Origin of the sequence: Cobetia sp. L2A1 (genome assembly GCF_009796845.1) — a bacterium.
GTDB lineage: Bacteria > Pseudomonadota > Gammaproteobacteria > Pseudomonadales > Halomonadaceae > Cobetia.
In genome coordinates, this window is sequence record NZ_CP047025.1 from 454142 (window position 1) to 480533 (window position 26392).

The 26392-nt window shown below is 59.6% G+C and carries 19 protein-coding genes; 16 read left to right on the forward strand and 3 right to left on the reverse strand.

Annotated elements, in window-relative coordinates:
- Positions 1–169: 169 nt before the first annotated feature.
- The 10 genes from GQR90_RS02095 to GQR90_RS02140 all read left to right on the forward strand — a co-directional run bounded on the left by GQR90_RS02095 (position 170) and on the right by GQR90_RS02140 (position 14072).
- A complete protein-coding gene (locus GQR90_RS02095; RefSeq protein ID WP_158772683.1) occupies positions 170–1279 on the forward strand; it encodes an S-(hydroxymethyl)glutathione dehydrogenase/class III alcohol dehydrogenase in 1110 nt (369 codons plus the stop codon).
- A gap of 117 nt (positions 1280–1396) precedes the next feature.
- Entirely contained in the window at positions 1397–2248 is an 852-nt protein-coding gene (gene fghA / locus GQR90_RS02100; RefSeq protein WP_158772684.1) for an S-formylglutathione hydrolase, read from the forward strand.
- Positions 2249–2925: 677 nt separating this feature from the next.
- Positions 2926–4086 (forward strand): GlxA family transcriptional regulator, encoded by a 1161-nt coding sequence (locus GQR90_RS02105; RefSeq protein ID WP_158775243.1) that lies wholly within the window; start codon positions 2926–2928, stop codon positions 4084–4086.
- 355 nt (positions 4087–4441) lie between these two features.
- Positions 4442–5194 (forward strand): monofunctional biosynthetic peptidoglycan transglycosylase, encoded by a 753-nt coding sequence (gene mtgA, locus GQR90_RS02110; RefSeq protein WP_442778544.1) that lies wholly within the window; start codon positions 4442–4444, stop codon positions 5192–5194.
- Positions 5195–5565: 371 nt separating this feature from the next.
- Positions 5566–6579, forward strand: a complete 1014-nt coding sequence (locus GQR90_RS02115) for a dipeptidase (RefSeq protein ID WP_158772685.1) — start codon at positions 5566–5568, stop codon at positions 6577–6579.
- A gap of 75 nt (positions 6580–6654) precedes the next feature.
- Positions 6655–7191 (forward strand): DUF5943 domain-containing protein, encoded by a 537-nt coding sequence (locus GQR90_RS02120; protein ID WP_158772686.1) that lies wholly within the window; start codon positions 6655–6657, stop codon positions 7189–7191.
- A 204-nt stretch (positions 7192–7395) separates the two neighbouring features.
- Entirely contained in the window at positions 7396–9474 is a 2079-nt protein-coding gene (dgcA, locus tag GQR90_RS02125; RefSeq protein ID WP_158772687.1) for a dimethylglycine demethylation protein DgcA, read from the forward strand.
- Between the two features lie 32 nt (positions 9475–9506).
- Positions 9507–11669 carry a (Fe-S)-binding protein gene (locus tag GQR90_RS02130; protein ID WP_158772688.1) on the forward strand — a complete coding sequence of 721 codons (2163 nt, stop codon included), beginning with the start codon at positions 9507–9509 and terminating at the stop codon, positions 11667–11669.
- Entirely contained in the window at positions 11666–13096 is a 1431-nt protein-coding gene (locus tag GQR90_RS02135) for an electron transfer flavoprotein subunit alpha/FixB family protein (protein WP_158772689.1), read from the forward strand. Before GQR90_RS02130 ends, GQR90_RS02135 begins: the two co-directional genes overlap by 4 nt.
- Before the next feature lie 40 nt (positions 13097–13136).
- The gene (locus tag GQR90_RS02140) at positions 13137–14072 is read left to right on the forward strand and encodes an electron transfer flavoprotein subunit beta (protein WP_158772690.1); all 936 of its coding nucleotides are present in this window, start codon (positions 13137–13139) and stop codon (positions 14070–14072) included.
- Between the two features lie 107 nt (positions 14073–14179).
- Here GQR90_RS02140 and GQR90_RS02145 read toward each other — a convergent pair whose 3' ends face one another.
- Positions 14180–14917, reverse strand: a complete 738-nt coding sequence (locus GQR90_RS02145) for a DUF4174 domain-containing protein (protein ID WP_158772691.1) — start codon at positions 14915–14917, stop codon at positions 14180–14182.
- A 456-nt stretch (positions 14918–15373) separates the two neighbouring features.
- Between GQR90_RS02145 and GQR90_RS02150 the strand changes: the two genes are divergently transcribed.
- On the forward strand, positions 15374–15766 hold the full coding sequence (locus GQR90_RS02150; RefSeq protein ID WP_158772692.1) for a DUF4168 domain-containing protein: 393 nt from the start codon (positions 15374–15376) through the stop codon (positions 15764–15766).
- A gap of 108 nt (positions 15767–15874) precedes the next feature.
- Here the strand turns inward: GQR90_RS02150 and GQR90_RS02155 are convergent, their stop codons facing one another.
- Positions 15875–17464 carry a BCCT family transporter gene (locus GQR90_RS02155; RefSeq protein WP_158772693.1) on the reverse strand — a complete coding sequence of 530 codons (1590 nt, stop codon included), beginning with the start codon at positions 17462–17464 and terminating at the stop codon, positions 15875–15877.
- A 429-nt stretch (positions 17465–17893) separates the two neighbouring features.
- On the opposite strand from GQR90_RS02155, the gene GQR90_RS02160 reads away from it, so the two are divergent.
- The 3 genes from GQR90_RS02160 (at position 17894) to GQR90_RS02170 (ending at position 23192) form a co-directional block, all read left to right on the forward strand.
- Positions 17894–19666, forward strand: coding sequence for an NADH-ubiquinone oxidoreductase-F iron-sulfur binding region domain-containing protein (locus tag GQR90_RS02160; protein WP_158772694.1), 1773 nt, complete (start codon positions 17894–17896; stop codon positions 19664–19666).
- Complete coding sequence (locus GQR90_RS02165; RefSeq protein WP_233266394.1) at positions 19663–22686, forward strand: molybdopterin-dependent oxidoreductase; 3024 nt, start codon at positions 19663–19665, stop codon at positions 22684–22686. Before GQR90_RS02160 ends, GQR90_RS02165 begins: the two co-directional genes overlap by 4 nt.
- Positions 22687–22952: 266 nt before the next feature.
- Positions 22953–23192 carry a hypothetical protein gene (locus tag GQR90_RS02170; protein ID WP_158772695.1) on the forward strand — a complete coding sequence of 80 codons (240 nt, stop codon included), beginning with the start codon at positions 22953–22955 and terminating at the stop codon, positions 23190–23192.
- Between the two features lie 195 nt (positions 23193–23387).
- Here GQR90_RS02170 and GQR90_RS02175 read toward each other — a convergent pair whose 3' ends face one another.
- Complete coding sequence (locus tag GQR90_RS02175; protein WP_158772696.1) at positions 23388–24023, reverse strand: flavin reductase family protein; 636 nt, start codon at positions 24021–24023, stop codon at positions 23388–23390.
- A 223-nt stretch (positions 24024–24246) separates the two neighbouring features.
- Here GQR90_RS02175 and GQR90_RS02180 point away from each other — a divergent pair, with 223 nt between their 5' ends.
- The gene (locus GQR90_RS02180; protein WP_158772697.1) at positions 24247–24438 is read left to right on the forward strand and encodes a hypothetical protein; all 192 of its coding nucleotides are present in this window, start codon (positions 24247–24249) and stop codon (positions 24436–24438) included.
- Between the two features lie 956 nt (positions 24439–25394).
- Positions 25395–26390: a ubiquinol oxidase subunit II gene (gene cyoA / locus GQR90_RS02185; protein ID WP_199269458.1), complete on the forward strand. Its 996-nt coding sequence runs from the start codon at positions 25395–25397 to the stop codon at positions 26388–26390.
- Positions 26391–26392 lie beyond the last annotated feature (2 nt).

Genomic DNA, 26392 nt, shown 5'->3' on the forward strand with positions numbered 1-26392 from the left:
CCCCTTGGTCATTGTTGTTGTATGGCAATAATCATCTGAGTACAGGCACCTTAATACACCTGTGGCGACTGCGTAGACTGTGACCGATACCGAATTCGTCGCGGGCAATGACTGCGGCAAGATCGCGATGGCCCAGTTTAGCGTCATTGTTGCTCTCAAGGAGATAGTAATGAAATCACGTGCTGCGATTGCATTGGAAGCTGGCAAGCCGCTTGAGCTGGTCGAGATTGATGTCGAAGGCCCGAAGGCGGGCGAGGTGCTGGTGCGCATCGTCAACACTGCCGTCTGCCACACCGACGCCTATACCCTGTCAGGTGCTGACCCTGAAGGACTGTTCCCGTCGGTGCTGGGCCATGAAGGCGCCGGTATCGTCGAGGAAGTGGGAGAGGGCGTGACCGGGCTGGTGCCGGGTGACCACGTCATCCCGCTGTATACCGCCGAGTGTGGCAAGTGCAAGTTCTGCCTTTCCGGCAAGACCAACCTGTGCAGCGCGGTGCGTGCCACCCAGGGCCGTGGCCTGATGCCGGACGGCACCTCGCGCTTCTCGCTGGACGGCAAGATGCTGCACCACTACATGGGGACGTCCACGTTCTCCGAGTACACCGTGGTGCCGGAAGTCTCGCTGGCCAAGGTCTCCAAGGAAGCGCCGCTGGACAAGATCTGTCTGCTGGGTTGTGGCGTCACCACCGGGATCGGTGCGGTGCTCAACACTGCCAAGGTCGAGCCGGGCGCGACCGTCGCCATCTTCGGCCTCGGCGCAATTGGTCTGGCGGCCATCCAGGGCGCCGTGATGGCCAAGGCGTCACGCATCATTGCCATCGACATCAATGAAGACAAGTTCGATCTGGCCCGCAAGTTCGGCGCCACCGATTTCGTCAACCCGAGCAAGCTTTCCGTGCCGGTGCAGGAAGCCATCGTCGACATGACGGACGGCGGCGTCGACTACTCCTTCGAGTGCATCGGCAACGTCAAGGTCATGCGTGCGGCGCTTGAGTGCGCGCACAAGGGCTGGGGCGAATCCATCATCATCGGTGTCGCCGGTGCCGGCGAAGAGATCTCCACCCGTCCGTTCCAGCTGGTGACCGGGCGCGTCTGGAAAGGCTCCGCCTTCGGCGGCGTCAAGGGCCGTACCGAGCTTCCGGGGTATGTCGATCGTTACATGAGCGGCGCCATCAATCTGGACGATTTCATCACCCATCAGATGCCGTTCGAGAAGATCAACGAATCCTTCGATCTTCTGCATGAAGGCAAGTCGATCCGCACCGTTCTCAGCTTCTGAGCCATTCTTGAGCCGCGCCTGAAAGGGCCTGTACTCGACGAGGACGTGATCCTTGCAGACGGCGTCGGCCAGCTGATGCCGTCTGCATGGGGCGATATCTGACAGGAGAGTCATACGATGACCGCGACTGAACAACTCGAGCTGGTCAGCGCCAACAAGGTACATGGCGGCTGGCTCAAGCGTTACCGTCACCGCAGTGGCAGCCTGGATTGCGACATGGTGTTTGCCATCTACCTGCCACCCCAGGCCGAAAATGGCCCCGTGCCAATGCTGTGGTGGCTGTCGGGGCTGACCTGCACCGACGAGAACTTCATGCAGAAGGCAGGTGCTCAGCGCCTGGCGGCAGAGTTGGGCATTGCACTGATCTGCCCGGACACCAGCCCGCGCGGTGTGGATCTGCCGGGTGAAGACGACAGCTACGATTTTGGCAGTGGTGCTGGCTTCTACCTCAACGCCACGCGTGAGCCGTGGGCGCGCCACTACCGCATGTATGACTACGTCACCGAGGAGCTGCCCGCGTTGGTCAAGCAGCATTTCCCGGTAGATGCTGAGCGTGAATCGATCTCTGGCCACTCGATGGGCGGACACGGTGCGCTGATCTGTGCACTGAAGAATCCGGGCCGCTACCGCTCGGTGTCGGCCTTCTCACCCATCGTCAATCCGGCGGGCTGTCCGTGGGGCGAGAAAGCCTTCACGGGCTATCTGGGGGATGATCGCGCCCAGTGGACGCAGTGGGATAGCTGTGAACTCGTGAAGCAGGGCGCTTCACGTCAGGAGCTTTTCATTGATCAGGGCGAGAATGACCAGTTCCTTGATAGCGAGCTGATGCCTGAGCGCCTTGAAGCCGTCTGTGCCGGGAAGGATCATCCGCTGATCTTGCGTCGCCACCTTGGCTACGACCACAGCTACTTCTTCATCACCAGCTTCATCGAGGAGCATCTGGCCTATCACGCCAAGCATCTCTTGTGAGAGATCAGGCGTGATAGTGGAAGCAGATAAAGAACCATGCCAAGCATCTCTTGTGAGAGATCAGGGGTGATGGTGGAAGCAGATAAAGAACCACGCCAAGCATCTCTTGTGAGAGATCAGGGGTGCCAGGCAGATAAAGTGCGTGAAAGATGAAAACGACAGGCCTTGCCTCGGCACCACCGGAGCGGGGCCTGTCGTTTTCGTGAGATGGCGATGCGATATCGGCTAATTGTGAGCAAAAATTATGCTGTGCGATCAGTAGCCAATCACCCCGTTATTCTGTGCCGTACAGCACAGATGATTTGTTGCACAGCGGCGATTAAAAGACTGCGCGACAGCTAGCCGATGGTTTACTGTCGAGAGGTGGACAACGCACGACGTCCAAGCAGTGAATTACGACATACCTGACGTTATCGAATCGCTTGAGGTCGTATCCCGCCCCCTGCAACATGCTCTGATAATGATCGTCGCTGCTGGAACTGCCTTGTCATTTTGTCAGTTCCCTGCTGAGTGCCAATAACGACAATATCGCGGACCCCCAAAAGCGGCATGTTTGGGTGAGGGCACTTGAGGCTCCGGTCTGCAACTCAGGCAGATATAGAAGAAGGAGTTCCTCCATGGCACTGACCAGTGGCCGCTTCGCCGATTCCCATGGCCGTACCTACGGCACCTCCGGTATGACATCGGATACCCGCCAGCCGCAGACCATCGGCTTTCTACTGCTCGATAGCTTCACGCTCATCTCGCTGGCCTCAGCGGTTGAGCCACTGCGCATGGCCAATCAACTGGCGGGGCGTGAGCTGTATCGCTGGTACACCCTGACACTAGAAGGTGCTCCCGTACGTGCCAGCGATGGTCTGCAGGTAACGCCAGATGCCTCGACTGATACCTGTCCGCCACTGGACATGGCCATCGTCTGTGGGGGGGTCGGTATCCAGCGCACCGTGCAGCGCGCACACGTGAGCTGGTTGCAGGCACAGGCCCGCAGCGGTCGTCGTCTCGGGGCGGTGTGTACCGGTAGCTGGGCGCTGGCACAGGCTGGCGTTCTCGAGGGCCACGAGACCAGCATTCATTGGGAGTGTCTGGCCGCCATGCAGGAAGCCTTCCCGCGCGTGCCGTTGACCACACGGCTGTTCTCCATCGATCAGGACCGCGCCACGGCCTCCGGCGGTACTGCGCCGATGGATATGATGTTGACCATGATCGGACGTGAGCATGGCCGTGAACTGGCGGCGGGCATCTCCGAGATGTTCATCTGTGATCGCGTGCGTGGCGAACAGGACCAGCAGCGCGTGCCGCTCAAGCATGTACTGGGCACCACTCAGCCCAAGTTGCTGGAAATCGTCGCGCTGATGGAAGCCAATCTGGAAGAGCCTATCGGCCTTGATGAGCTGGCCCATTACGTGGATGTCTCGCGCCGTCAGTTGGAGCGTCTGTTCCAGCGCTACCTGCACTGCTCACCGTCACGCTACTACCTCAAGCTGCGCCTGACGCGTGCTCGCCAGCTGCTCAAGCAGACAGCACTGTCGATCATCGAAGTGGCCTCGGCGTGTGGTTTCGTCTCCACGCCGCACTTCTCCAAGTGCTACCGCGAGTATTTCGGCATGCCGCCGCGTGATGAGCGACTGGGTAGCGAACGTGGCGCTGGCGTCATGGGTGTGCCGTGTCGTGCCGATGGCGATCATCGCCTGTCTGGTGTGGCCAGCCTTGAGGGTTTGCTGCACTCCGCGATTGGCAAGTCCGTGTTGCAGATGCCCAACGAGGCGCCGGTCTCTTCGGCGATCCTGGCGTTGGCCAATGCCCGTGGTGAACCGACCTACGCCAGCGTACGCCTCTGATACGGTTTGCTGCCAAGGCCGTCTGTTCTTGGCAGCCTGTTATCGACAGGGCGCTGAAACGCCTCGACCCTCTGTGGTCGAGGCGTTGTCGTTTCCAGCCACTGAGTCGGCCTCTGGTACACTGCACTACGCGTCGTACATCATATTGAAGGCTGGTAATGACAAGTGCTGATGCAGACGTGCGCTGATCTTGGCTCATCAGATGCTAATGACAAGGATGCGTGACGACACGCGCGACAGGGGATGGCGAGGGATGGCACGAGGACAGACAAACAACAGTGATCGCTCGACAGGTGCACGCCGTGGTGCAACGCGCCGAGCATCTGCGGCGACATCGATGCGACCACTGGAGCGAATGCGCTGGTTGTTACTGTGGGCACTCAAGATCACGGGTTGCTGGATGGCAGCCTGTATCGGCATCGTCGTGCTGCTGCGTTTCATGCCGCTGCCATTGTCGATGGTGATGGTCGAGAAGTGGAGTTTTGCCATGGCATCGGGCGAACCCATGACACTTCAGCACGATTGGGTATCTGCCAGTCATATCTCCGACAACGCACGGCTGGCGGTGATTGCCTCGGAAGACCAGAAATTCCCCGATCACTATGGCTTCGACGTCGACCAGATCGTCAAGGCCATCGATGCCCGGATGGCCGGTGAGCGTCTGCGCGGCGCCAGCACCATCAGTCAGCAAACCGCCAAGAATGTCTTCCTCTGGAATGGGCGCAGCTGGGTGCGCAAGGGATTGGAAGTCTGGTTCACCATCCTGATCGAGGTGATCTGGCCCAAGGAGCGCATTCTGGAGGTCTATCTGAATGTTGCGGAGTGGGGGCCGGGTGTCTTCGGCGTCGAGGCGGCCGCTCAACATCACTTCAATACCACGGCGGAAAACCTGACTGCCTATCAGGCCAGTCTGCTGGCGGCGGTGTTACCGAATCCGATTCGCTTCAATGCCGGTAAGCCATCCGCCTATATCCAGCGTCGTGCCAGCTGGACCCGCCGTCAGATGAACAATCTTGGCATGGGCTATCTGAAACGCCTGGACCAGTCGCGCGGCTGGTTGAGTTGGGAGTTGCTGCCGTCTCTCAAGGAGCTATCGCCCGCGCGCTGAGGGAAAATACCTCGCTTCGAGTGGATGTCATGACGCCCCGTCTTCGTTCTCGCCTTGCCGCGAGTGATCGAGGCGGGGCGTTGTCGTTTGGTCACGCGCTTTTGGGCAGTGCCTCAAGTGGCGGGAATCGTGGTGGAAATTGTGGCAGAAGCTGTGGAGGGAGCTGTGGCGAAAATTCGGGCGAATGAGACAAGAACGACAGCCGTGACGTGATCCGATAGCCACGCGTCGCATCTGGCGTCAGAGGGCGAAGAGGGCAGGACTATGCTGGCGGAGTCTTCCGGTCATCGTGTGATTCCGAAGACCCTGTCCGCCGGGTACGGACAGTGACCTGACTTTCTGATCCGCTCGCCCAGCGCCGGAGTACCACGATGTCTGACTTAACCACCTCCCCCTTCGGCGGGTCCGATGCGGCCCGTGCACTTCACGACGACAGCATCGTCATCGATGGTCTGGTGATTGCCAAGTGGCAGCGCGAACTGTTCGAGGACATGCGCAAGGGCGGTCTGACGGCAGCCAACTGCACCGTCTCGGTGTGGGAAGGCTTCCAGGCGACCGTCAACAACATCGTCAAGAGCAACCAGCTGATCGCCGAAAGCAGTGATCTGGTGATTCCGGTGCGCACGGCGGCGGACATTCGCACCGCCAAGGCGGAAGGCAAGACCGGCATTATCTACGGCTTCCAGAATGCCAATGCCTATGAAGACCAGATCGGCTATGTCGATGTCTTCAAGCAGCTCGGCGTGGGCATCGTGCAGATGTGCTACAACACCCAGAATCTGGTCGGCACCGGCTGTTACGAACGCGATGGCGGCCTGTCCGGCTTCGGGCGTGAGATGGTCGCCGAGATGAATCGCGTCGGCGTGATGTGTGACCTTTCCCACGTTGGCTCCAAGACCTCCGAGGAAGTCATCCTCGAATCGAAGGTCCCTGTCTGCTATTCCCATTGCGCCCCGTCCGGTCTCAAGGATCACCCGCGCAACAAGTCCGATGCCGAGCTGCGCTTCATCGCCGAACACGGCGGTTTCGTCGGCGTCACCATGTTCACTCCCTTCCTCAAGGCCGGCGTCAACGCCACGGTCGACGACTACGTCGAGGCCATCGAATACGTGATGAATCTGGTCGGCGAAGATGCCATCGGTATCGGCACTGATTTCACCCAGGGTCATGGTCAGGACTTCTTCGAGTGGCTGACCCACGACAAGGGCTACGCCCGTCGTCTCACCAGTTTCGGCAAGATCGTCAATCCGGAAGGTATCCGCACCATCGGCGAGTTCCCCAACCTGACCGACGCGCTGTTGCGTCGTGGCATGAGTGAGCAGCAGGTGCGCAAGATCATGGGTGAGAACTGGCTTCGTACGCTGGAAAACGTCTGGGGCGGCTGAGCCTTACTCCCGTTATCTGTCTTTCATCTCTCCCTGTTACACCCCCCTTTTTATAAGCCCTTTGAGGATAGCGACATGAGCAAGATGGCCCCTGAACTGCCGATCGAAGTGGATAGCGAGACTGGCGTATGGACGTCTGATGCGCTGCCGATGCTATATGTGCCGCGTCATTTCTTCATCAACAACCATGTCGCGGTGGAAGAGGCGCTGGGGGCAGAGAAGTATGCCGAGATTCTCTATCACGCCGGCTACAAGAGCGCCTGGCACTGGTGCGAGAAAGAGGCCGAGATGCATGGCCTGGTGGGCGTGGAGGTGTTTGAGCATTACATGAAGCGCCTGTCACAGCGCGGCTGGGGGCTTTTCATCACTGAAGAGATCGATCTGGAAGCGGGTACCTGCAAGGTACGTCTCGAGCATTCCTGCTTCGTCTATCAGCAGGGCAAGACCGGTACCAGACTTGAGTACATGTTCACCGGCTGGTTTGCCGGCGCGATGGACCAGATTCTGGCCGCGCGCGGCAGTGAGCTGCGTACCGTTGCCGTGCAGACCCAGAGCGGTGGTGAGGAAGGATGTGACGTGGGGTATTTCGAGGTCGCTCCCGGAACAGTGTGACGTTTTCGGATCAGCCACTCTTGCCTCAGACGTACCACCGGTTCTGCAGCCGTATTTCCAGAACATATTCACCACTCAACAATGACAATGTAACGCCTGAGTGCTGCCTTCGCTGACACGCATGACGCCTGACTCGTCCTCCACTGGTGGAGGGTCGGGCGTCTGTGCAGAAGGTGGCCTGCTCGCCGGCGAGGAGCTCTCCCCATGGCATTCGACGCACTCTTCCAGCCGATCGAGATCGGCAAGCTGACCATCCGCAACCGCGTCGTCAGTACTGCCCATGCCGAGGTATATGCCACCGATGGCGGCATGACCACCGAGCGCTACGTGCGCTACTACGAAGAGAAGGCCAAGGGCGGTTGTGGCCTGTGCATCTGTGGTGGCTCCTCGGTGGTGTCCATCGATAGCCCTCAGGGCTGGTGGAGCTCCGTCAATCTCGCGACTGACCGCATCATTCCGCATTTCCAGAATCTGGCCGATGCCGTGCACAAGCATGGCGGCAAGATCATGATTCAGATCACCCACATGGGACGTCGTTCTCGCTGGGATGGCTTCGATTGGACCTCGTTGATGTCACCGTCCGGCATCCGTGAGCCGGTCCATCGCTCGACCTGCAAGACCATCGAAGTCGAGGAAATTCATCGCATCATCGCCGATTTCGCCCAGGCGGCTCGTCGTGCCAAGGAAGGTGGCCTGGATGGCGTCGAGCTGTCCGCCGTGCACCAGCACTTGATCGACCAGTTCTGGAGCCCACGCGTCAACAAGCGCACCGATGAGTGGGGCGGTACGTTTGAGGGGCGCATGAAGTTCGGTATCGAAGTGCTCAAGGCGGTGCGCGCTGAGGTCGGTGACGACTTCGTGGTCGGCATGCGTATCTGCGGTGACGAGTTCCATCCCGATGGTCTGTCCCACGATGACATGAAGCAGATCGCGGCCTATTACGACGCCACGGGTCTGCTCGATTTCTTCGGCGTGATCGGCTCGGGCTGTGATACCCACAACACCCTCGCCAATGTCATCCCCAACATGTCCTACCCGCCGGAACCCTTCCTGCATCTGGCCTCCGGTATCAAGGAAGTCGTGTCGATTCCGGTGATCCACGCCCAGAACATCAAGGACCCCAATCAGGCCGAGCGTATCCTGGAAGGCGGCTATGTCGACATGGTCGGCATGACCCGTGCGCATATCGCGGATCCGCATATCATCGCCAAGATCAAGATGGGTCAGCTCGACCAGATCAAGCAGTGTGTCGGTGCCAACTACTGCATCGATCGTCAGTACCAGGGCCTCGACGTGCTGTGCATCCAGAATGCCGCCACCTCGCGCGAATACATGGGGCTGCCGCATGAAATCGAGAAGACCAGCGGTCCCGTCCGCAAGGTCGTGATCGTCGGTGGCGGCCCGGCAGGAATGGAGGCGGCCCGCGTCTGTGCCGAACGTGGCCATGACGTGACGCTTTTCGAGGCCAAGGAGGAACTGGGTGGCCAGATCACCACGGCATCCAAGGCACCGCAGCGTGATCAGATCGCCGGTATCACGCGCTGGTTCCAGCTGGAACTGGCACGCCTCAAGGTCGATCTGCGTCTCGGCACGCGTGCCGATGAAGCGACCATTCGCGATCTGCGCGCTGACGTGGTGATTCTCTGTGTCGGTGGTCGTCCGTTCATGGAGCAGTACGAATCCTGGGGCTACGACCCTGATCCGGCCAAGAGCCTGATCGTCTCCTCATGGGACGTGCTCGATGGCAATGTCGCGCCGGGTAACAACGTGCTGATCTACGACAGCATCTGCGAGTTCTCTGGCGTCTCGGTGGCTGACTACCTGTCTGACAAGGGCGCCAAGGTTGAAATCGTGACTGACGACATCAAGCCTGGCGCAGCCGTTGGCGGCACCACCTTCCCGACCTATTACCGCAGCCTGTACGCCAAGGAAGTCGTCATGACGTCCGACATGCTGCTGCATGAGGTCTATCGCGAAGGCGAGGGGCTGGTGGCGGTACTCGAGAATGAATACACCGGCACGCTGGAAGAACGTGTTGTCGATCAGATCGTGGTCGAGAACGGTGTGCGTCCGGATGAAGCACTGTATTACGCCTTCAAGGAAGACTCGCTCAACAAGGGCCAGATTGATGTGGAATCGCTCTATGCCATCACGCCGCAGCCGTGCCTGAGCCAGGCTACCGCAGGTGATGATTACCTGCTGTTCCGTCTCGGCGACTGCAACGCGCCGCGCAACACCCACGCTGCCATCTACGACGCTTTGCGCCTGTGCAAGGATTTCTGATCGCGTCTGACACATAGGTGGGAGGTTTGGCTATGAACGAAACAGTGTTGTCGGTGTTGATCTTTGCCGCCTTGGCGCTGGCCGCCATTGGCGCGGTCAAGCGTATCGGCATGTGGCGGCAGGGGCGGGCAGATGCCGCGCCGATGAGCGTGGGCGAGCTGATCGCGAGTCTTGCGAAGATACCGCGCCGGTATGGGGTGGATCTGCACCACGTGGTCGCGCGGGATCGCTATATGGCCAATACCCACGTCGCCACCGGCGGTGGCTTCGTGGCAGCGGCGCTGCTGATGGTGGTGATCTACGGCTTCGGTATCGACTCCGCGTGGCTTGGCGGCCTGTTGCTGCTGGCCAGTGGCGTGATGTTCGGTGGCGCGATGTTCGTGCGTCGTCGTCGTCTTGATCCGCCGGCGCGTCTGTCGCGCGGCCCGTGGATGCGTCTGCCCAAAAGTCTGCTGGTGTTCTCCGCCAGTCTGTTCGTGATGAGTCTGTCGCTGGTGCTGTCGGAAGGCGTCGGCCGCATGATCTCCGGCGGTATCGTCGGTCTGGTATTGATCGCGGGCATCGCCTGGGGACTGCTGGAGATGGTCGTCGGCATGACGGGCGGCGGCTCGCGCATCACTGGGCCGATGAAGCACGCCTTCGCTGGTTCACTGCATCTGGCCTTCCATCGTCGTCCGCAACGTTTCAGTACTCGCGAGGGCGCGGGGATTCGTGACACTGCACTGCTGCCGCTGGATCTCACCAACCCCAAGGCGCCGCTGGGCGTCGGCAAGCCTGCCGATTTCAACTGGCGTCAGCTGCTGGGCTTTGATGCCTGCGTGCAGTGTGGACGCTGTGAAGCCGTGTGTCCGGCCTTCGCGGCCGGTCAGCCGCTCAATCCCAAGAAGCTGATTCAGGACATGGTGGTTGGCATGGCCGGTGGCAGTGACGCCGGCTATGCAGGTTCGCTGTATCCGGGTGACGAGCCGATACGTGCCACGGGTCAGCATGGCGGTGGCCCGCAACAAGACATTGTCGGTGCATCGCCGTACGCACGTCCTGTTGAGCAGACTCGCTCCACTGGTCAGGCTGCGGCCACTGGCCCGATTCAGGTCCAGGCGGACAGGCTCAATCATGAATTCAAGGTATTGGTCGAGCCGGAAACCCTGTGGGCCTGCACCACCTGTCGTGCCTGTGTCGAAGAGTGTCCGATGATGATCGAGCACGTCGATGCCATCGTCGACATGCGTCGCCATATGACGCTGGAGCAGGGTGCGACGCCGGGCAAGGGGGTTGAGGTGCTGTCCAATCTGATCGCCACCGACAACCCTGGCGGTTTCGCGCTTGAAGCGCGCCTGCACTGGGCGGCGGATCTCGACCTGCCGCGTGTCGGTGCGGTGCAGGCAGCACGTGAAGCTACGCGTGATCCGCGTCCGGTAGAAGCCTTGTTGTGGCTGGGCGATGGCGCCTTCGACATGCGCAACCAGCGCACACTGCGCGCCTTCGTGCAGGTGCTGCGCGCGGCCGGTGTCGACTTCGCCATCCTCGGTGCCGAAGAGCGTGACAGTGGTGACGTGGCACGCCGCCTGGGCGACGAAGCCACTTTCCAGTCGCTGGCCAAACGCAACATCGAGACCCTGTCGCGCTATCGCTTCGCGCGCATCATTACCTGTGATCCGCACAGCTTCCATGTGCTGGGTCGCGAATACTCTGCCTTCGGCGGCGACTATCTGGTCAGCCACCACACCAGCTACATGAATGAGTTGCTGGCGGCAGGTCGCCTGAGTCTGGATGGCGACAAGCTGGCCAACCTCGGTGCTGTCACCTGGCATGACCCCTGCTATCTGGGTCGCTACAACGGTGAATTCGAGGCACCGCGTACCTTGTTGGCAGCATTGGGACTGGAGGTGCGTGAGATGGAACGCTCCGGCTCCCGTTCACGCTGCTGTGGCGGTGGTGGCGGGGCGCCGGTGACGGATATCCCAGGCAAGCAGCGGATCCCGGACATGCGCATGGGCGATGTCCGCGAGACGGGCGCTGAGGTGGTGGCCGTCGGTTGTCCGCAGTGCACCGCGATGCTGGAAGGTGTGGTGGCACCGAGTGGTGAAGCTGAACCGCTGGTGCTGGATCTGGCCGAGCTGATGGCGCGTGCACTGGTAGTGGCAGACAACAAGGCATCGATCAAGGCCCAGCCTGATGTGGAGGTGGTGGCATGACACACGCAGAGACAGTATCTGTGACAAGGCCGCTATTGGTCAGGCGCAATCCGCATCTGGAGCACCAGGCCCGTAACCGTCTGCACCCTGAGCACTTCGCTGCCCTGATGGCGCTGGGCCAAGGGGACGCCGGCCCGCAAGAGCGTTGGATGGGGCCAAAAGGTGTGATGCGGCGCAACCCGCATGTCGGGCACTTCATCGCGACCAATGGCCGCAAGCGTTTTGATCGCAGCGGGCGCAGTGGTGGTGCCCCGGGTACCACTCGCGGCGTGGGTAGTGGTGCCGCGATTGAGAAAGTCTTGCCACTGATCGAGATCGAGACCCCTGCTTTCCTGATCGCGGTAGTGCCAGACATGACCGGTGGACGGTTGTCGAGCCATGACCGGGATGTGATCGGCCTGGCGCGACAGCTGGCGGATGCAGACCCAGCCCACCAAGGCGCAGTGCTGGCTGTCACTTTTGGCACGCTGCGTGATGATAGCGCAGTGCTGGGGGCGGCTGGAATTGATCGCTGGGTCAGTCTGACGGATGCATTACATGACGGCTATGCACCGCTCACGCAGCTCTCGGTCCTCGAAACACTCGATGCCAGTCTGTCACCGCGACTGTGGCTGCTGCCGGAATCGCGCACGGGCGGCGGCGAGCGGGGACGTCGTCTCGGCGCACGCCTGCTGTGCAAGGGTGATGCATCCGCGCGGCCTAGCGGCTATGCCTATCAGCTCGATGGTGATCTGGCAGCGGTGGGACGTGGTGAGTGTGAACAGCTCTCCGTCACTGGCCGTAGCGGCAATGGACAACAGGATCTGACGCGCCCGCTGACGCGTATTCTGCTCTGTGAGGCTGAATGCGCCGAACCGGTCGAGGATGTGCGTCATGCGGCCATGCCTCTGGCGCTGGAACATGAGACTGACGTGACCGATGACGCTTCATTGATCGAGAGCCTTTCCTTGATCGAAGACCTCGGCCCGGTCGCGGTGGACCCCTCTGCCATCGCACTGGGCGAGGCTGAATTCATTCTCTCGGCAGGCAACGGTATCCGTGATTGGGCCGGCTTCCATCATGCGTCTCAGGTGCTCGGTGCGACCGAAGGTGCCTCGCGGGTGGCGGTGGATGATGGCTTCATGCCGCGCATGCGTCAGGTCGGGGCGTCCGGTACCTGGGTGACGGCACGCGTCTATGTGGCGGTGGGTATCTCGGGGGCTATTCAGCACCTGCAGGGTATCCAACGTTGCGACAAGGTGATCGCCATTAATACCGATGGCGGCTGTGACATGGTCAAGCGCGCGGATCTCTCGGTCATCGGGGATGCCGGTGCGATTCTCGCCAGTCTGTGCCAGCAGCTCGAGGCGGCCCGCGGGATACCGTCGGAGACGGCGTCAGCGGCGGACCCTGTCATTTCGCCATCGCTTGTGGCCAACGCGGCCTGAGATTGTCTCCTGAGGCAGTCAGTAGGATAAGGAGAGACACATGAATAGCGTCAAACAGTCCATAGTGCCCGCTCAAGCCACAGTGCCCACTCAAGCCACAGTGCCCGCTCAAGCCACAGTGCCCGCTCGCGCTGTCGCGTCCTCCCTCAGGGTCGTCAGTCTGGTGTCGTTGGGGCAGCATCCGGTCTCTGGGCGTCTACGGCGTGCCGAGCAGGATGCACGCGCATTGGAGCTATGTCTGACACTTTCTCGCCAGCAGCCCGAGGGGCAGGTAAGTGTCAGTGCCTGGCACGCCAGCGGCAGCGAGATCACCTCGGGCAGCGAGCAAGACCTGGCGCTGCGCGGTTATCTAGGCATGGGGCTGGAGGCGCTGACACTGGTGACACCTGACACCTTGCAGGTTGCTGCCTCTGAACGAGTCGTGGATGTGTGGCCACTATTGGCTGCACGATTACGTGAGGATGCCCCGCACCTGGTGGTGTGTGGAGGACAGAGTGAGACCGGTGAGGGCAGTGGTTTACTCCCGCATCTGCTGGCGGAAAGCCTCGGCTGGCCGTTGGTCGAAGGGCTGGTGGAGATCGAGAGCTGTGACGATGGGCATCTGACGGCGCTTCAAGCCTTGCCACGAGGCCAGCGTCGTCGCTTGCGGGTGAAGCTACCCGCGTTGATCAGTGTCGATTCCGCTGCTCCGGCGGCGCGTCAGTCGTCCTTCGGCCAGGCACGTCGCGGGTCATTGATGGCGGTGGCAAGTGGTGCCGTGGCACACGATGAGGTGACTGAGGCCTTCGCCATTACGCCAGCCCGCAAGCGGCCCAAGCGCCTCAAGCGTATCAAGGCGACCAGTGCTCGCGACCGCTTCAAGGCCGCGGCAGCAAAAGCCGAGGGCGGTGCTGGCAAGCGTCTCGAAGGTGTCAGTGCCGAAGAGGGCGCGACAGAGATTCTGAAGTTGCTCCGCGAAGAAGGTGTCGTGCGTTAAGCCGCCCGGCGCGTCGCGTCTCTTTTTGAATGCGGGCCACAACGAAATACAAGAAAGCCCCTGCCAGCAACGCTGGCAGGGGCTTTCTGTTGCGATACACCGCTCATTCATTGCGCATTGTCTTTCCATTGCCAATCTTCATCTGTCACTGGTGTCGGCGGGGCATATTCTTCCGTGCCTTGTGTGGGGGATGATGCGCGAGATGTCTGGCTTTCCTCCCGCTGGCGCATCGGCATGTTATCGATCACCTGATAGATCTGGTCCGGCGAGACGAATCCTTCCTGCTGCATCTTCTTGCCGCCGTCCTTGCCCATCAGGATGACGGTAAAGGGCGCGCCTTCGCGTAGCTGCATCGCATCGCGCAGAGCGCGCACTTCCTCGAAGCTCATCGGTACCCCGTCGTGCATGCCCTGTGTGCCCATCAGGGTGTAGGTCGTCATGTCGCGCTGCTGCATATCGCCACGGGTGGTGTCGAGGGCATCGCGTTGCTGTTGCAGGTCTCGGTCATGCTCGTCCGGAGCGACCAGTATCAGTGAACGGCGATTCCAGGTTTCACCGAGCAAGGGATTGGCGGCTGGATCGACGTTGGATGCTGTCATGGTCGTCTCGACGGTTGCGGGCGGAGCGGGAGTGGACGGGGCGCCAGCGGATGTCTCGGCAGGCGCCTTCAGGTCAGCATCTGAATCCAACAGACTGATCGCATGTGTCTGCGGGCTGGCGACTAGCAGCATGCCCAGCAGGCTTGAGAAGAAGAGTGTCCTTGCAGGTCGCGCCGCTGGTGAGAATGGCAGCAAAGATGAGACACGAAATACAGAGGGTGGTGAGGAAAGCGTGTGTGCGGACATGTCAGTCCTCCGGCGGCGCTATTGTCAGTTGGATGCCTTCAGATGCAACGAGCCATGAAACGTGGCGTAGCATGAGCTTATCGTAAGCCTATGCCAGTCTGCGCGAGTTTGCCGCCCATCAGTGCGCGGTTTGTGTGGTACTTCATAGGGCCATATATCATGTGAAAGTGCAGGCATGGAGGGATATACGAGGTACTTCACAGCGGTATCAGGGAAATATTCAGGAAAGTTTCGAAAGAATTTCGACAGATGAAAGAGTGGCATTGTATGGGTATCCAGCTTTTGAAACCCTTGTCATGAGCGGGCTTGCGTCTTTTGCGTTGCTTTAATGCGACGAATGTATCGCGAAGTATTCAATGCGTTTTCAAAGCTTTACATGAAAAATTGAACATCCAGCCAAGGCTCCCGTCTGAGTTAGGGTAATCACTTATTGACGATCAATGACTGGAGGCTGCAATGAAACGGATGACTGCATACATGACGGCTGCCCTGATTTCTGCGGGCATGATGTCGGCACCGGCGTTCGCTGCTGACGCACCGGCTCAGGGTCAGGCACCTGCACAGGCAACACAGGCTCAGGCCAGTGACTTCTCTGATGCGCAGCTGGAACAGTTCGCTGCTGCCTCTCAGGAAATCGCTCGCATCTCTCAAGACTTCGCCGGCAAGCTTCAGAAGGCCGACGACGAAACTGCCAAGCAGAGCGTTCGTCAGGAAGCCAATGACGAGATGGTCAGTGCGGTAGAAGACTCAGGTCTGGAAGTCGCTACCTTCAACTCCATCGGCCAAGCGGTTCAGAAAGATCCGACGCTGATGAAGAAGGTGCAAAAGCTGGCTCAGGAAAACTCTTGATCCAGTACAGGTGATGTTCGGCTCACCTACTGAAAACGCCGCCCCCGGTGACCGGGGGCGGCGTTTTTTTGTGTCTGTGATTTGTTGCGTGTCAGTTGCCGTGCCGTATCAGACGCCGGTGGAGGTCTGGGTGAGCATGTCCAGCGCCTTCTTTTCCTGCATCAAACCGCGGAACAGCGAATAGCACATCACCAGTAGTACCAGTGTGAAGGGTAATCCGGTGGCAATCGCCCCTGCCTGTAGTGATCCAAGAGCGGCACTGCCGCCGCCATAAAGCAGTGCACCGGCAATCAGGCCTTCCATCGCCGCCCAGAACACGCGCTGGCTGATTGGTGCATCCACCTTGCCACCGGCGGTGATGGAGTCGATGACCAATGAACCGGAGTCGGAAGAGGTGACGAAGAACACCAGCACCAGGATGATGGCGATGAAGGAGGTCACGTTGGACAGCGGCAAGTTGTCGAGCATCTGGAACATCGCAAGCGACACGGAGTCGATGCCGCCCGCCAGAGAACCGACGCCATTGACCGCCTGCTCAAGTGCAGTACCCCCGAACACTGACATCCACACTATCGTGACGAGAGTCGGTACCAACAACACGGCAATCACGAATTCACGTACGGTGCGGCCGCGGGAGACGCGTGCGATGAACATGCCGACAAACGGGGACCAGGAAATCCACCACGCCCAGTAGAAGACGGTCCAGCCATGGAACCAGCTTTCGTCAGGACGATCGATCCAGTTGGAGAGTGGCAGGATGTACTCGACATAGCTGAGTGCCGTGGTGCCGATGCCCTTGAAGATGGCGAGTGTCGGGCCTACCGCGATGACAAAGGCGATCAACACGGCAGCAATGATCATGTTGATGTTGGAAAGTAACTTCACGCCGCCGTCCAGTCCGCGACTCACCGAGTAGATCGCGATCAATGTGACCAGAATGATGATCGCGATCTGGGTCGGCAGGCCGTCGCCGATGCCGAATAGATAATCCAGTCCAGAAGCCGCCTGCGCCGACCCTAGCCCCAGCGAGGTCGCCAGGCCGAAGATGGTCGCCAGCACGGCCAGGATATCGATGATATGCCCCATCCATCCCCAGGTGCGCTCACCCAGAATCGGATAGAACGCCGAGCGGATGGTCAGCGGCAGGCCCTTGTTGTAGGTGAAGAACGCCAGCGATAGTCCGACCACGGCATAGATTGCCCACGGATGCAGGCCCCAGTGATACATGGTGGCGCCAAGGGCAGCGCGTGCCCCTTCTGGGGTACGGGGCGCGACGTTTAGTGGTGTGCCGTACCAATCGGTGTAATAGGCCACCGGTTCGGCGACGCTCCAGAACATCAGCCCGATCCCCATGCCCGCGGCGAACAGCATCGCGAACCATGAGTGAGTGGAGAACTCCGGTTTGGCTTTCTGACCCCCGAGGCGCAGCTTGCCGACCGGATGGATGACCAGCAGCAGGCAGAACAGCACGAAGAGGTTGCCTGCGATCATGAACAGCCAATCACCGTAGTTGATCGACCATGCCTTGGCGCCGCCAAGCGCCGTTTCTGCCTGTCCCGGAAAGAGAATGGCAAACAGGATGAAGCCGACGATCAGCACGGCACTGATCGCGAAGACAGGGTTGTGAACATCAAGACCCATGACCTGGACATTGTCCTGGCCGATCTCGTAGTCCGTGTCATACGGATTCGATGACATGTGGATACCTCATGTTGTTATTGGTTGCGCGGTCATGCGGATGGGCTCATGCAGGGGTGCCTATCGTCTGGCGGAGAGACTGGCTTCGTGATTGTGGGAGTCATCTCGTGGTGCAAGTTAGCTGGGTACGACGCCGGCATAGCCGTGACTGACATAAAAACGCTTTAGGTCTCCCGTGCAGTTGCTGCATGGGTAGGCGCTTTGTAGATTGCGATCTACAGTGAGGAATAGTGGCGTTGATGTACCCCGAGAGTGCTACCTGACAGAGGGTCATGGCTTGACGAAAGGTCGATGCTTGAGCGGCCCTCTTGCAGTCCCGGACATTCGGTACACACGCCACCCAGGCAGTCGCCACTTCTGCCACCTCATTGCACGCCACGCGCAAGACATTGATGACAATAACGATTAAAACAACGATGCGGTGCCGCCATGACGTCAGTGATCACTCCCCCGCCGGCAGTAGCCGGTCGTCGCCGTTCGCGCAGTCAGCTGCGTGGTCGGCCCGTTGAAGCCGAGGCGCTGGACGAGGTACGGCAGCTACTGGCCGAAAGCCCCCCACAGCGCGACCTGCTGCTCGAATATCTGCATGCCCTCAATGACCATGTGGGATATCTGACGCTGCGCCATCTGCGGGCGCTGGCCGAGTGGATGCGTCTGCCGATGGCGGAGGTCTACGAGACGGCCACCTTCTATGCCCACTTCACCGTGGTGCGTGAGGGTGACGCGATACCTGCCGCGCTGACGGTGCGCGTCTGCGATTCGCTCTCCTGTCAGCTGGCGGGTGCCGAGACATTGCGCGCGGGATTGGCCGAGGGATTGGACCCCGCCGAGGTGCGCGTGTTGCGAGCACCCTGCATGGGACGTTGCGACAGTGCGCCGGTGGTGGAAGTCGGGCATTACCATCTTGGCCAGGCCAGCGTGGCGGGTGTCACGGCAGCGATCGCTGAGGGGCACGTGCATGCTGCCCCGGCGGACAGCCTCGACTATCCACGTCTAAAGGCCTACCGCGCTATCGGTGGCTACGGACTGCTCACTGCACTGGATGCCGGTGACATCACGATTGATGGCTTGGCAAGGATGATCGAAGAGGCCGGGCTGAGAGGGCTTGGTGGGGCGGGCTTTCCGACGTTTCGCAAGTGGGGCTTCGTACGTGCCGAGGCCGGACCACGCTACTGTGTCATCAATGCGGATGAGGGTGAGCCAGGCACCTTCAAGGATCGCCATCACCTGGAGCGTGAGCCGCATACCTTCCTTGAGGGAGCGCTTGCCAGTGCGCATGCCATCGAGGCAGAGGCGCTTTACCTTTATCTACGAGATGAATATCCGACCCTGAATCACGTGCTGCGTGAATGCATCACGGAGCTGGAAGCGGCCGGTATCGTCGCGCCTGGCTATATCCATCTACGGCGTGGCGCCGGGGCCTATATCTGTGGCGAGGAGTCCGCGCTGATCGAGTCATTGGAGGGCAAGCCCGGCAAGCCACGTCAGCGCCCACCCTTCGTGGCACAGTGCGGCCTGTTCGGTCGGCCGACGCTGGTCAACAACGTCGAGACGGTCTACTGGATTGCGCGACTGTATCGTGAGGGCATCGATCACTACGTCACGGCGGGACGGCATGGCCGACGTGGCTTGAGAAGTTTCTCGTTGTCGGGACGCGTCAAACGGCCTGGCATGTATCTGGCCCCCGCGGGGATCACTCTCAATGAGCTGGTCGAGGAGTATGGCGGCGGCATGGCTGAGGGCCATCGGCTGCTGGCCTATCTGCCCGGCGGTGCCTCGGGGGGCATCCTGCCGGACAGCAAGGCGGATATTCCTCTGGATTTCGATACCTTGCAGGCGCATGGCTGCTTCATCGGCTCGGCGGCGGTGATGGTGTTGTCGGATCAGGATGATCTGGTCGCGGCGGGGCGCAATCTGATGAGCTTCTTCATGGATGAGTCCTGTGGCCAGTGCACACCGTGTCGTGTCGGCACCCAGCAGATGCTGGCAGCGCTCAGCGGTAATCAGTGGGACGAAACGCTCTTGCAACGCCTCTCGCAGGTGATGGTGGATGCCTCCATCTGCGGATTGGGGCAGGCGGCACCTAACCCGGTACTCGGCTTGCTCAAGGATTTTCGGGGAGAGCTGGCGGCGCGTGGTGTACAGCTGATCGCTTCAAGCGCCTCGTCTACTTCGCCTGCGGCGATGGGAGGTGATGCATGAACATGCCAGTGAGTGGTCGCGCTGAGCAGGTGCGTGATGATGGCTTCCAGATCACCCTGGATGGCGTGGATATCACCGTCTGGCCGGGTGAAACGCTATGGAAGATCGCGCAGCGTAGCGGCGAGTCCATTCCGCACCTGTGTTTCAGCGACGCACAGGACTATCGCGCTGACGGCAACTGTCGCGCCTGCATGGTGGAAATAGAAGGCGAGCGAACGCTGGCGGCCAGCTGCATTCGTGAAGCACGACCGGGCATGGTGGTGCGCAGTGCCAGCTCTGAGCGGGCGCGCACGGCGCGCACGATGGTGGTCGAGATGCTGGCGGCTGACATGCCGCCCGCACAGGCGAATCCTGATGTCAGCAGTCACTTCATGGCGACGGCCGCTCAGCTGGGCGTGGATGTCGGGCGTGCCCGCGACACCCTGGGCGGTGCGCGCGAGAAGGTCAGCCAGTGGCTGGGAGCAACGGCAGAGGAATGGTTGCCGTCGACCGTCAATGCTCACGATCATTCGCATACCGCGATGGCAGTCAATCATGATGCCTGCATCAGTTGTGGCCTGTGCGTGCGGGCCTGTCGCGAGGTGCAGGTCAATGATGTGATTGGCCTGGCGGGACGTGGCAGCAACACCCGTATCGTGTTCGACCTCGAAGATCCGATGGGCGACAGCACCTGCGTGGCCTGCGGCGAGTGCGTTCAGGCATGTCCGACGGGGGCATTGATGCCAGCGGTGCAGGTCGATGCGCAGGGGCATGGCGATAGCGCCGCCGTGGATGACAAGATCGCCTCGGTCTGTCCCTATTGCGGTGTGGGCTGCCAGCTGGAATACCAGGTCAGTCGTGGTACTGGCGAGGTGCTGTTCGAAGAAGGGCAGCCGGGTGCGACGTTGGCGGATGCGCAGTCTCAATCGCTAGCCTCGGGGCAAGTCAAGCAACATCTTGGCGCTGCGTCGCAAGACCCGCGATTGGACAACATCATCGCCGTCAGTGGTCGCGATGGGCCGTCTAACCGCGGGCGGCTATGCGTCAAGGGTCGTTTCGGCTTCGATTATCCGCGCCATCCGGAGCGTCTGATCCGGCCGCTGATTCGACGCGCTGGCGTGCCCAAGGGACTGGACCCGACTTTTGATCCCGCGCATCCGCTGAGCCACTTCCGTGAGGCCAGCTGGGATGAGGCCCTCGAAGTCGCGGCCCAGGGACTCATGAGCCTCAAGCGAGCGCATGGCCCCGATAGCCTGGCGGGCTTCGGCAGCGCCAAGTGCACCAATGAAGAGGCGTGGCTGTTCCAGAAGCTGGTGCGTACCGGGTTCGGATCCAACCATGTCGATCATTGCACGCGACTGTGCCATGCAAGCTCGGTGGCGGCGTTGATGGAAGGCGTGGGCTCTGGTGGTGTCAGCGCGTCCTTCATGCAGGCTGAGCAGTCTGATCTCATCGTGCTGACCGGCTGCAACCCCGGCGTCAATCATCCAGTGGCCGCGACCTTCTTCAAGCGCGCCGCCAAGCGCGGTACCCGTATCGTAGTGATCGATCCGCGTGCGCTGGCGCTGCGCCATCATGCGCATCGCTCGGTGCAGTTCACACCCGGCGCTGACGTGGCGCTGTTCAATGCCATGCTCAATGTTATCGTCAGCGAAGGGCTGGCGGATCAGGACTATATCGCGGCGCATACCGAAGATTTTGCGGCGCTGGCTGAGCATGTTGACGCACTGACACCCGAGGCGATGTCGCCGCTGTGTGGCGTGGCACCCGAGGAAATTCGCGCCGTGGCCCGCGAGTATGCAACGGCCAAGCGCGCGATGATCTTCTGGGGCATGGGTATCTCGCAGCACACGCATGGCACCGACAATGCGCGTTGTCTGATCGCGCTGGCGCTGGCCTGTGGTCACGTGGGGCGTGAAGGGACGGGCCTGCACCCGCTACGCGGCCAGAACAACGTTCAGGGCGCCTCGGATGCCGGCATGATTCCGATGGTCTTCCCTGATTATCAGCCGGTGGGCAATGTGGCAGCGCGTGAGCGTCTCGAGACCCTGTGGGACACACCGCTCTCGGCCACGCCAGGCCTGACAGTGGTGGAAATCATGCACGCCATCCATGCCGGTCAGATTCGCGGCATGTACATTCTTGGCGAGAATCCGGCAATGTCAGATCCAGATCTCGATCATGCGCGCAGTGCGCTGGCGCAGCTTGAGCATCTCGTGGTGCAGGACATCTTCGTCACCGAGACGGCCCAATTTGCCGATGTCATCCTGCCGTCGTATGCCTGGCCGGAGAAGGATGGCAGCGTCACCAATACCAATCGCCAGGTACAGCGCGGACGTGCGGCGTTGCGGGCACCGGGCGAAGCGAAGCCGGACTGGTGGATCACGCAGCAGATTGCGCGTCACATGGGCCTTGCATGGGATTATGCCGAGCCCGAAGACATCTATGCCGAGATGCAGCAGGGCATGGATTCACTGGATAACATCGAGTGGGAACGTATCTCACGCGAAGGCTCGGTGACCTATCCCTGCCTGACGCCGAATGCGGATGGTGAGGATGTTGTCTTCCGCGATGATTTCCCCCGTGAGAGCGGTCGCGCACGCTTCGTGCCGACCTGGCCGACACCGCCGGATGAAGCATTGGATGCCGACTATCCGACGGTATTGACCACCGGGCGTCAGTTGGAACATTGGCATACCGGCTCGATGACGCGCCGCGCGCGCGTATTGGACAATCTCGAACCGGCTGCCGTCGCGACGCTCAATCCAGTGGAGCTCGAGCGTCTGGGCATCATGGCGGGCGAGCCATTGAGCATCACGACACGCCGCGGCCAGATCACCCTGGCGACGCGGGCTGATCCGCTGACACCCGCCGGCATGGTCTTCGTGCCGTTCTGCTACGCTGAGGCGGCTGCCAATCTATTGACCAACCCGGCGCTTGATCCAGTGGGCAAGATTCCCGAGTTCAAGTATGCCGCCTGTGTTCTGGCAAAGCCGAAGGCTTCTGAAGAGGGGGTGTCGACGGTAGTCGCTCAGGCGTGAATGCACATGTCTTTGACGCAGTGAGGTACGCAGAGGGTTCATGAGTCTGCCCACAATGAGGCCATCGATATCGGCTATTCTCAGAGGGTAGTGCTCGGATAGCAGGGTAGTACTTGGATAGCAGGGCAGAGCTGGAATGGCAGAGCTCAGAGAACAGTGCGCAAACAACGGTACGCAAACAGGGTATGCAAATAATAAAGCGCATACCGCTCAGACTGCCGGGCTTCATGGACAAGCGTCGGCGGTCTCCCGGGGGAGGAAAGACGATGATGATAGTGGACTTGATCGATCAGGAAGACTTCCGTGAGCGACTGACGAGACTGGGCGTTCGCGTGCCAGACAATGCTTGTCCTGATACCTGTGCACGTATGGCGTTGACCAAGCATGCCGATGCGGGTGTGCCGGGGTTGCAGGAGCTGGTACGCGAGCTGGTATTGCAGTCGGATGTGCTGCTGCCGTCAGTCCGTCTGGCGCTGGAGAAGTACCTGTTGCCAGGACTGCGCTGAGCTGTTTTCAGCGCCTGTCGGCTTTTGGCGCCTTTCGGGAAACCATCAATAAAAAAGCGGGCCTGTCATCAGACAGGTCCGCTTTTTTGCTAGTGGCGACAACGCATCTGATCGATGTCGCGATGCTGGGTATCTGCGCACCTGGTTGTTCAAGGCACCTGGTTATGCAAGGCGCTCGGTTTTCAGGCCAATCGACTATTCAGGACGCTCGAGGCTGAACAGGCTATCGGTGCGCGCATAGTCACTGCCGGCCATGCGTCCCACTGCCTTCAATACGTCATTGTCGACATGACGTCCGTCCCAGACACCAGGATCGGCATGTATGACAACGACCTCTGCCAGTACCAGCCCTCCTGCCAGCGGTTGGTCTCCGAACGTGATGATGTCGCGGAGACGGCAGCCGAAGGCAATCGGTGCTTCTGCGACTCGCGGTACCTTCAGTGGTGGCATGGCAGCTTTGCTCAGCCCCGCGTGACTGAATTCGTCGTCTCCAGGCGCCAGACTGGCGCTGGTGATGTTGAGTGCTTCGCTCAACGTCTCGCCACCGATGTGCACGATGCACTCACCTACCTCGCTGAGATTGTTCAGCGTGTCTTTCGTCTGGCCATCACCATTGCGCAGCGGACTGAACGCCAGTACTGGCGGGTTGACGCTGGCGATGGTGAAAAATGAGAAGGGTGCGAGGTTGGCGTTGCCAGCAGCGTCTATCGTCGAGACCCATGCGATGGGGCGAGGCGCGATGCTACCGGAGAACAGACGATAGAGCGTGCCGGCGGGCAGCTGGGTGGCATCGAGCAGTGTCTCAGCGGCGGGGAGTGAGTGATCAGTCATCGGTAGCGTCTCTTGGTGGGCGGGAGGGGGCTTGAGCCTTTAACAGCGCACGCATCTATTGGTTGTACGGTGATAGTCAGACCATCCAGGACAGTCGGGTGACAACTACCGCACATTGCGGGAATTTCTCTTGCGATCAATGCCAGAAGTTCATGTTGGCGCGTGACTGCTGCATGATCAAATAGGGGTGTTGTACTGAAAAGTCATGCCGTGCAGGAGGATCATGTTGATCACGTTCATCAATGGCCTGAGCCTCATGGCATACAAAAGAGATGTAGAAAATCGTGAAGATCATTGGCAAGATTCTTGGTGTGGTCAATTGTCGCAGGTGTTGACCTTTTTTCAATATGTTGTTTTTGGTGCTTCTACCAAGCGTGCGCAATGCAGCCATAAAGTGGCTCGGGAACGGCATTGAATCGGATTTTTGTTTCCGTATCGTTATTTTTTGGTGACCAAAAGGTTTTTATTTGTATATTTTTTATACTTTGTCTTTGCGAGTCATCTGGTAGAAAGGTGGTAAAGATCCATAAAAGAAGAATATAAAATGACAGAATATCGTGAAGTCTCTCCAGTATGGTGCATGAAATACAAACGGTAGAGTTGCGTAATTGTGCATCATTAAAGATGTTTTACCCGTGTTGCCATCTCATGTTGATAGAGGTGTATGTGAAGTATTTTCTTGAATGATGATGAAAGTTTTCAACACAATGAATGGTACATTCATTGTGTTATCACGCGCTTGGAAGTGTGGCATAACGGGTTGATTGCCACGTGATGGAGATGTTGATGAAAACATGGGGTTGTTATTTTTCGGCATGAAGTTTTATTTTCCATGCAGTATGTAGAATAAAATGCTTTTATTTTGGTTTGTTTGGCAATATTCAGTAGTGGATTGGCATTCGCACTGAAGGGGATGCGGAATGACGTTGTCTTGAATTGTGGGTCGGCAATAGGCTGATTCTTCTGGTCATCAAGCAGGCGAGTTGGGTGATCGGTAGATGAGATAAAGAGAAGGATTGGCACGCTGCCTGACAGGTGAGAAAGGGGTGCTAGCTAACATCATCCACGCCACCGACGGGAACAGCGGGTAATCTGCTGACATTAACCTTCCGTGAGAGAGATGGCTGTCATGTTTGGCCGCTCGCGATTGACCCGTGCGGCAGGGAGTTATTCATTCGCTGCTGTATCTGACTGCGTCATCCTGCCCCGTAGTCATACCCCCTGCTTTTTCACTATCCTGTGCCCCGCCTGCGGGAAATCTTCTGATTTCGTTCGAACGATCGACGAACTCCTGTTGGTCATTTCTTCGAACGCTGTGTTCCACATGTGGGCTCGTCATGACGTCATGGCGTGTTCCAACGAGGTCGTGAGATGAGAAAAAGCCTAATGCGGGGGGCTCTGCGGGGACTCCCTATCCTCGCGGGATTATTGATGTTGTCCGGCTGTGATGCCGTGATCTTCGATCCCAAGGGGCCTATCGGTGAAGACGAGAAATCGCTGATTCTGACAGCTACCTACCTGATGCTCGTGGTCGTGGTTCCTGTTATCGCAATGACGCTGTGGTTCGCCTGGCGCTATCGCGATACCAAGCAAAGCAAAGCGACCTATACGCCTAACTGGGCGCATTCCACCAAGATCGAGATCGTGGTCTGGGGCATTCCGTGCCTGATCATCCTCGCGCTGGGCATCCTGACCTGGAAAAGCACGCATGAGCTTGATCCGCGTGCTGAAATCGTCGGTGGTGGCCAGCCGATCGAGGTTCAGGTCGTGGCGATGGACTGGAAATGGTTGTTCATCTACCCGGAGCAGGGGATCGCGACGGTCAATGAACTGGCCATGCCGGTCGACCGTCAGGTGCGCTTCCACATCACCTCCGAGACAGTGATGAATTCCTTCTTCATCCCGCAGCTCGGTAGCCAGATCTATGCGATGGCGGGGATGGAAAATCGTCTGCATCTGATCGGCAATGAAGTGGGTACCTATGACGGTATCTCCGCCAACTACAGCGGTGCCGGCTTCGCGGACATGCACTTCAAGGCGCATGTCATGAGTGACGGCGATTTCGATGCATGGGTCGAGAAGGCACGTGGCAGCAGCAAGGTTCTGGATGATGCTGGCTATACCGCACTTATCGAGCCGAGCGAAGGTGATGCCCCGTCCTTCTATGGTCAGGTCAAGCCGCACCTCTATGAACAGATCATGGCGCCTTACATGTCCGGCATGGAACTGGGGTTAAGCGATAAGCAGATGGACGACATGATGAGTGGCATGAAGATGGATCACTCAACCCACAAGATGTCTGGTGATGAGATGTCTGGTGACGACATGTCCGGCCACGCCGAACCTGCGATGGCAACCGAGGAATAAGC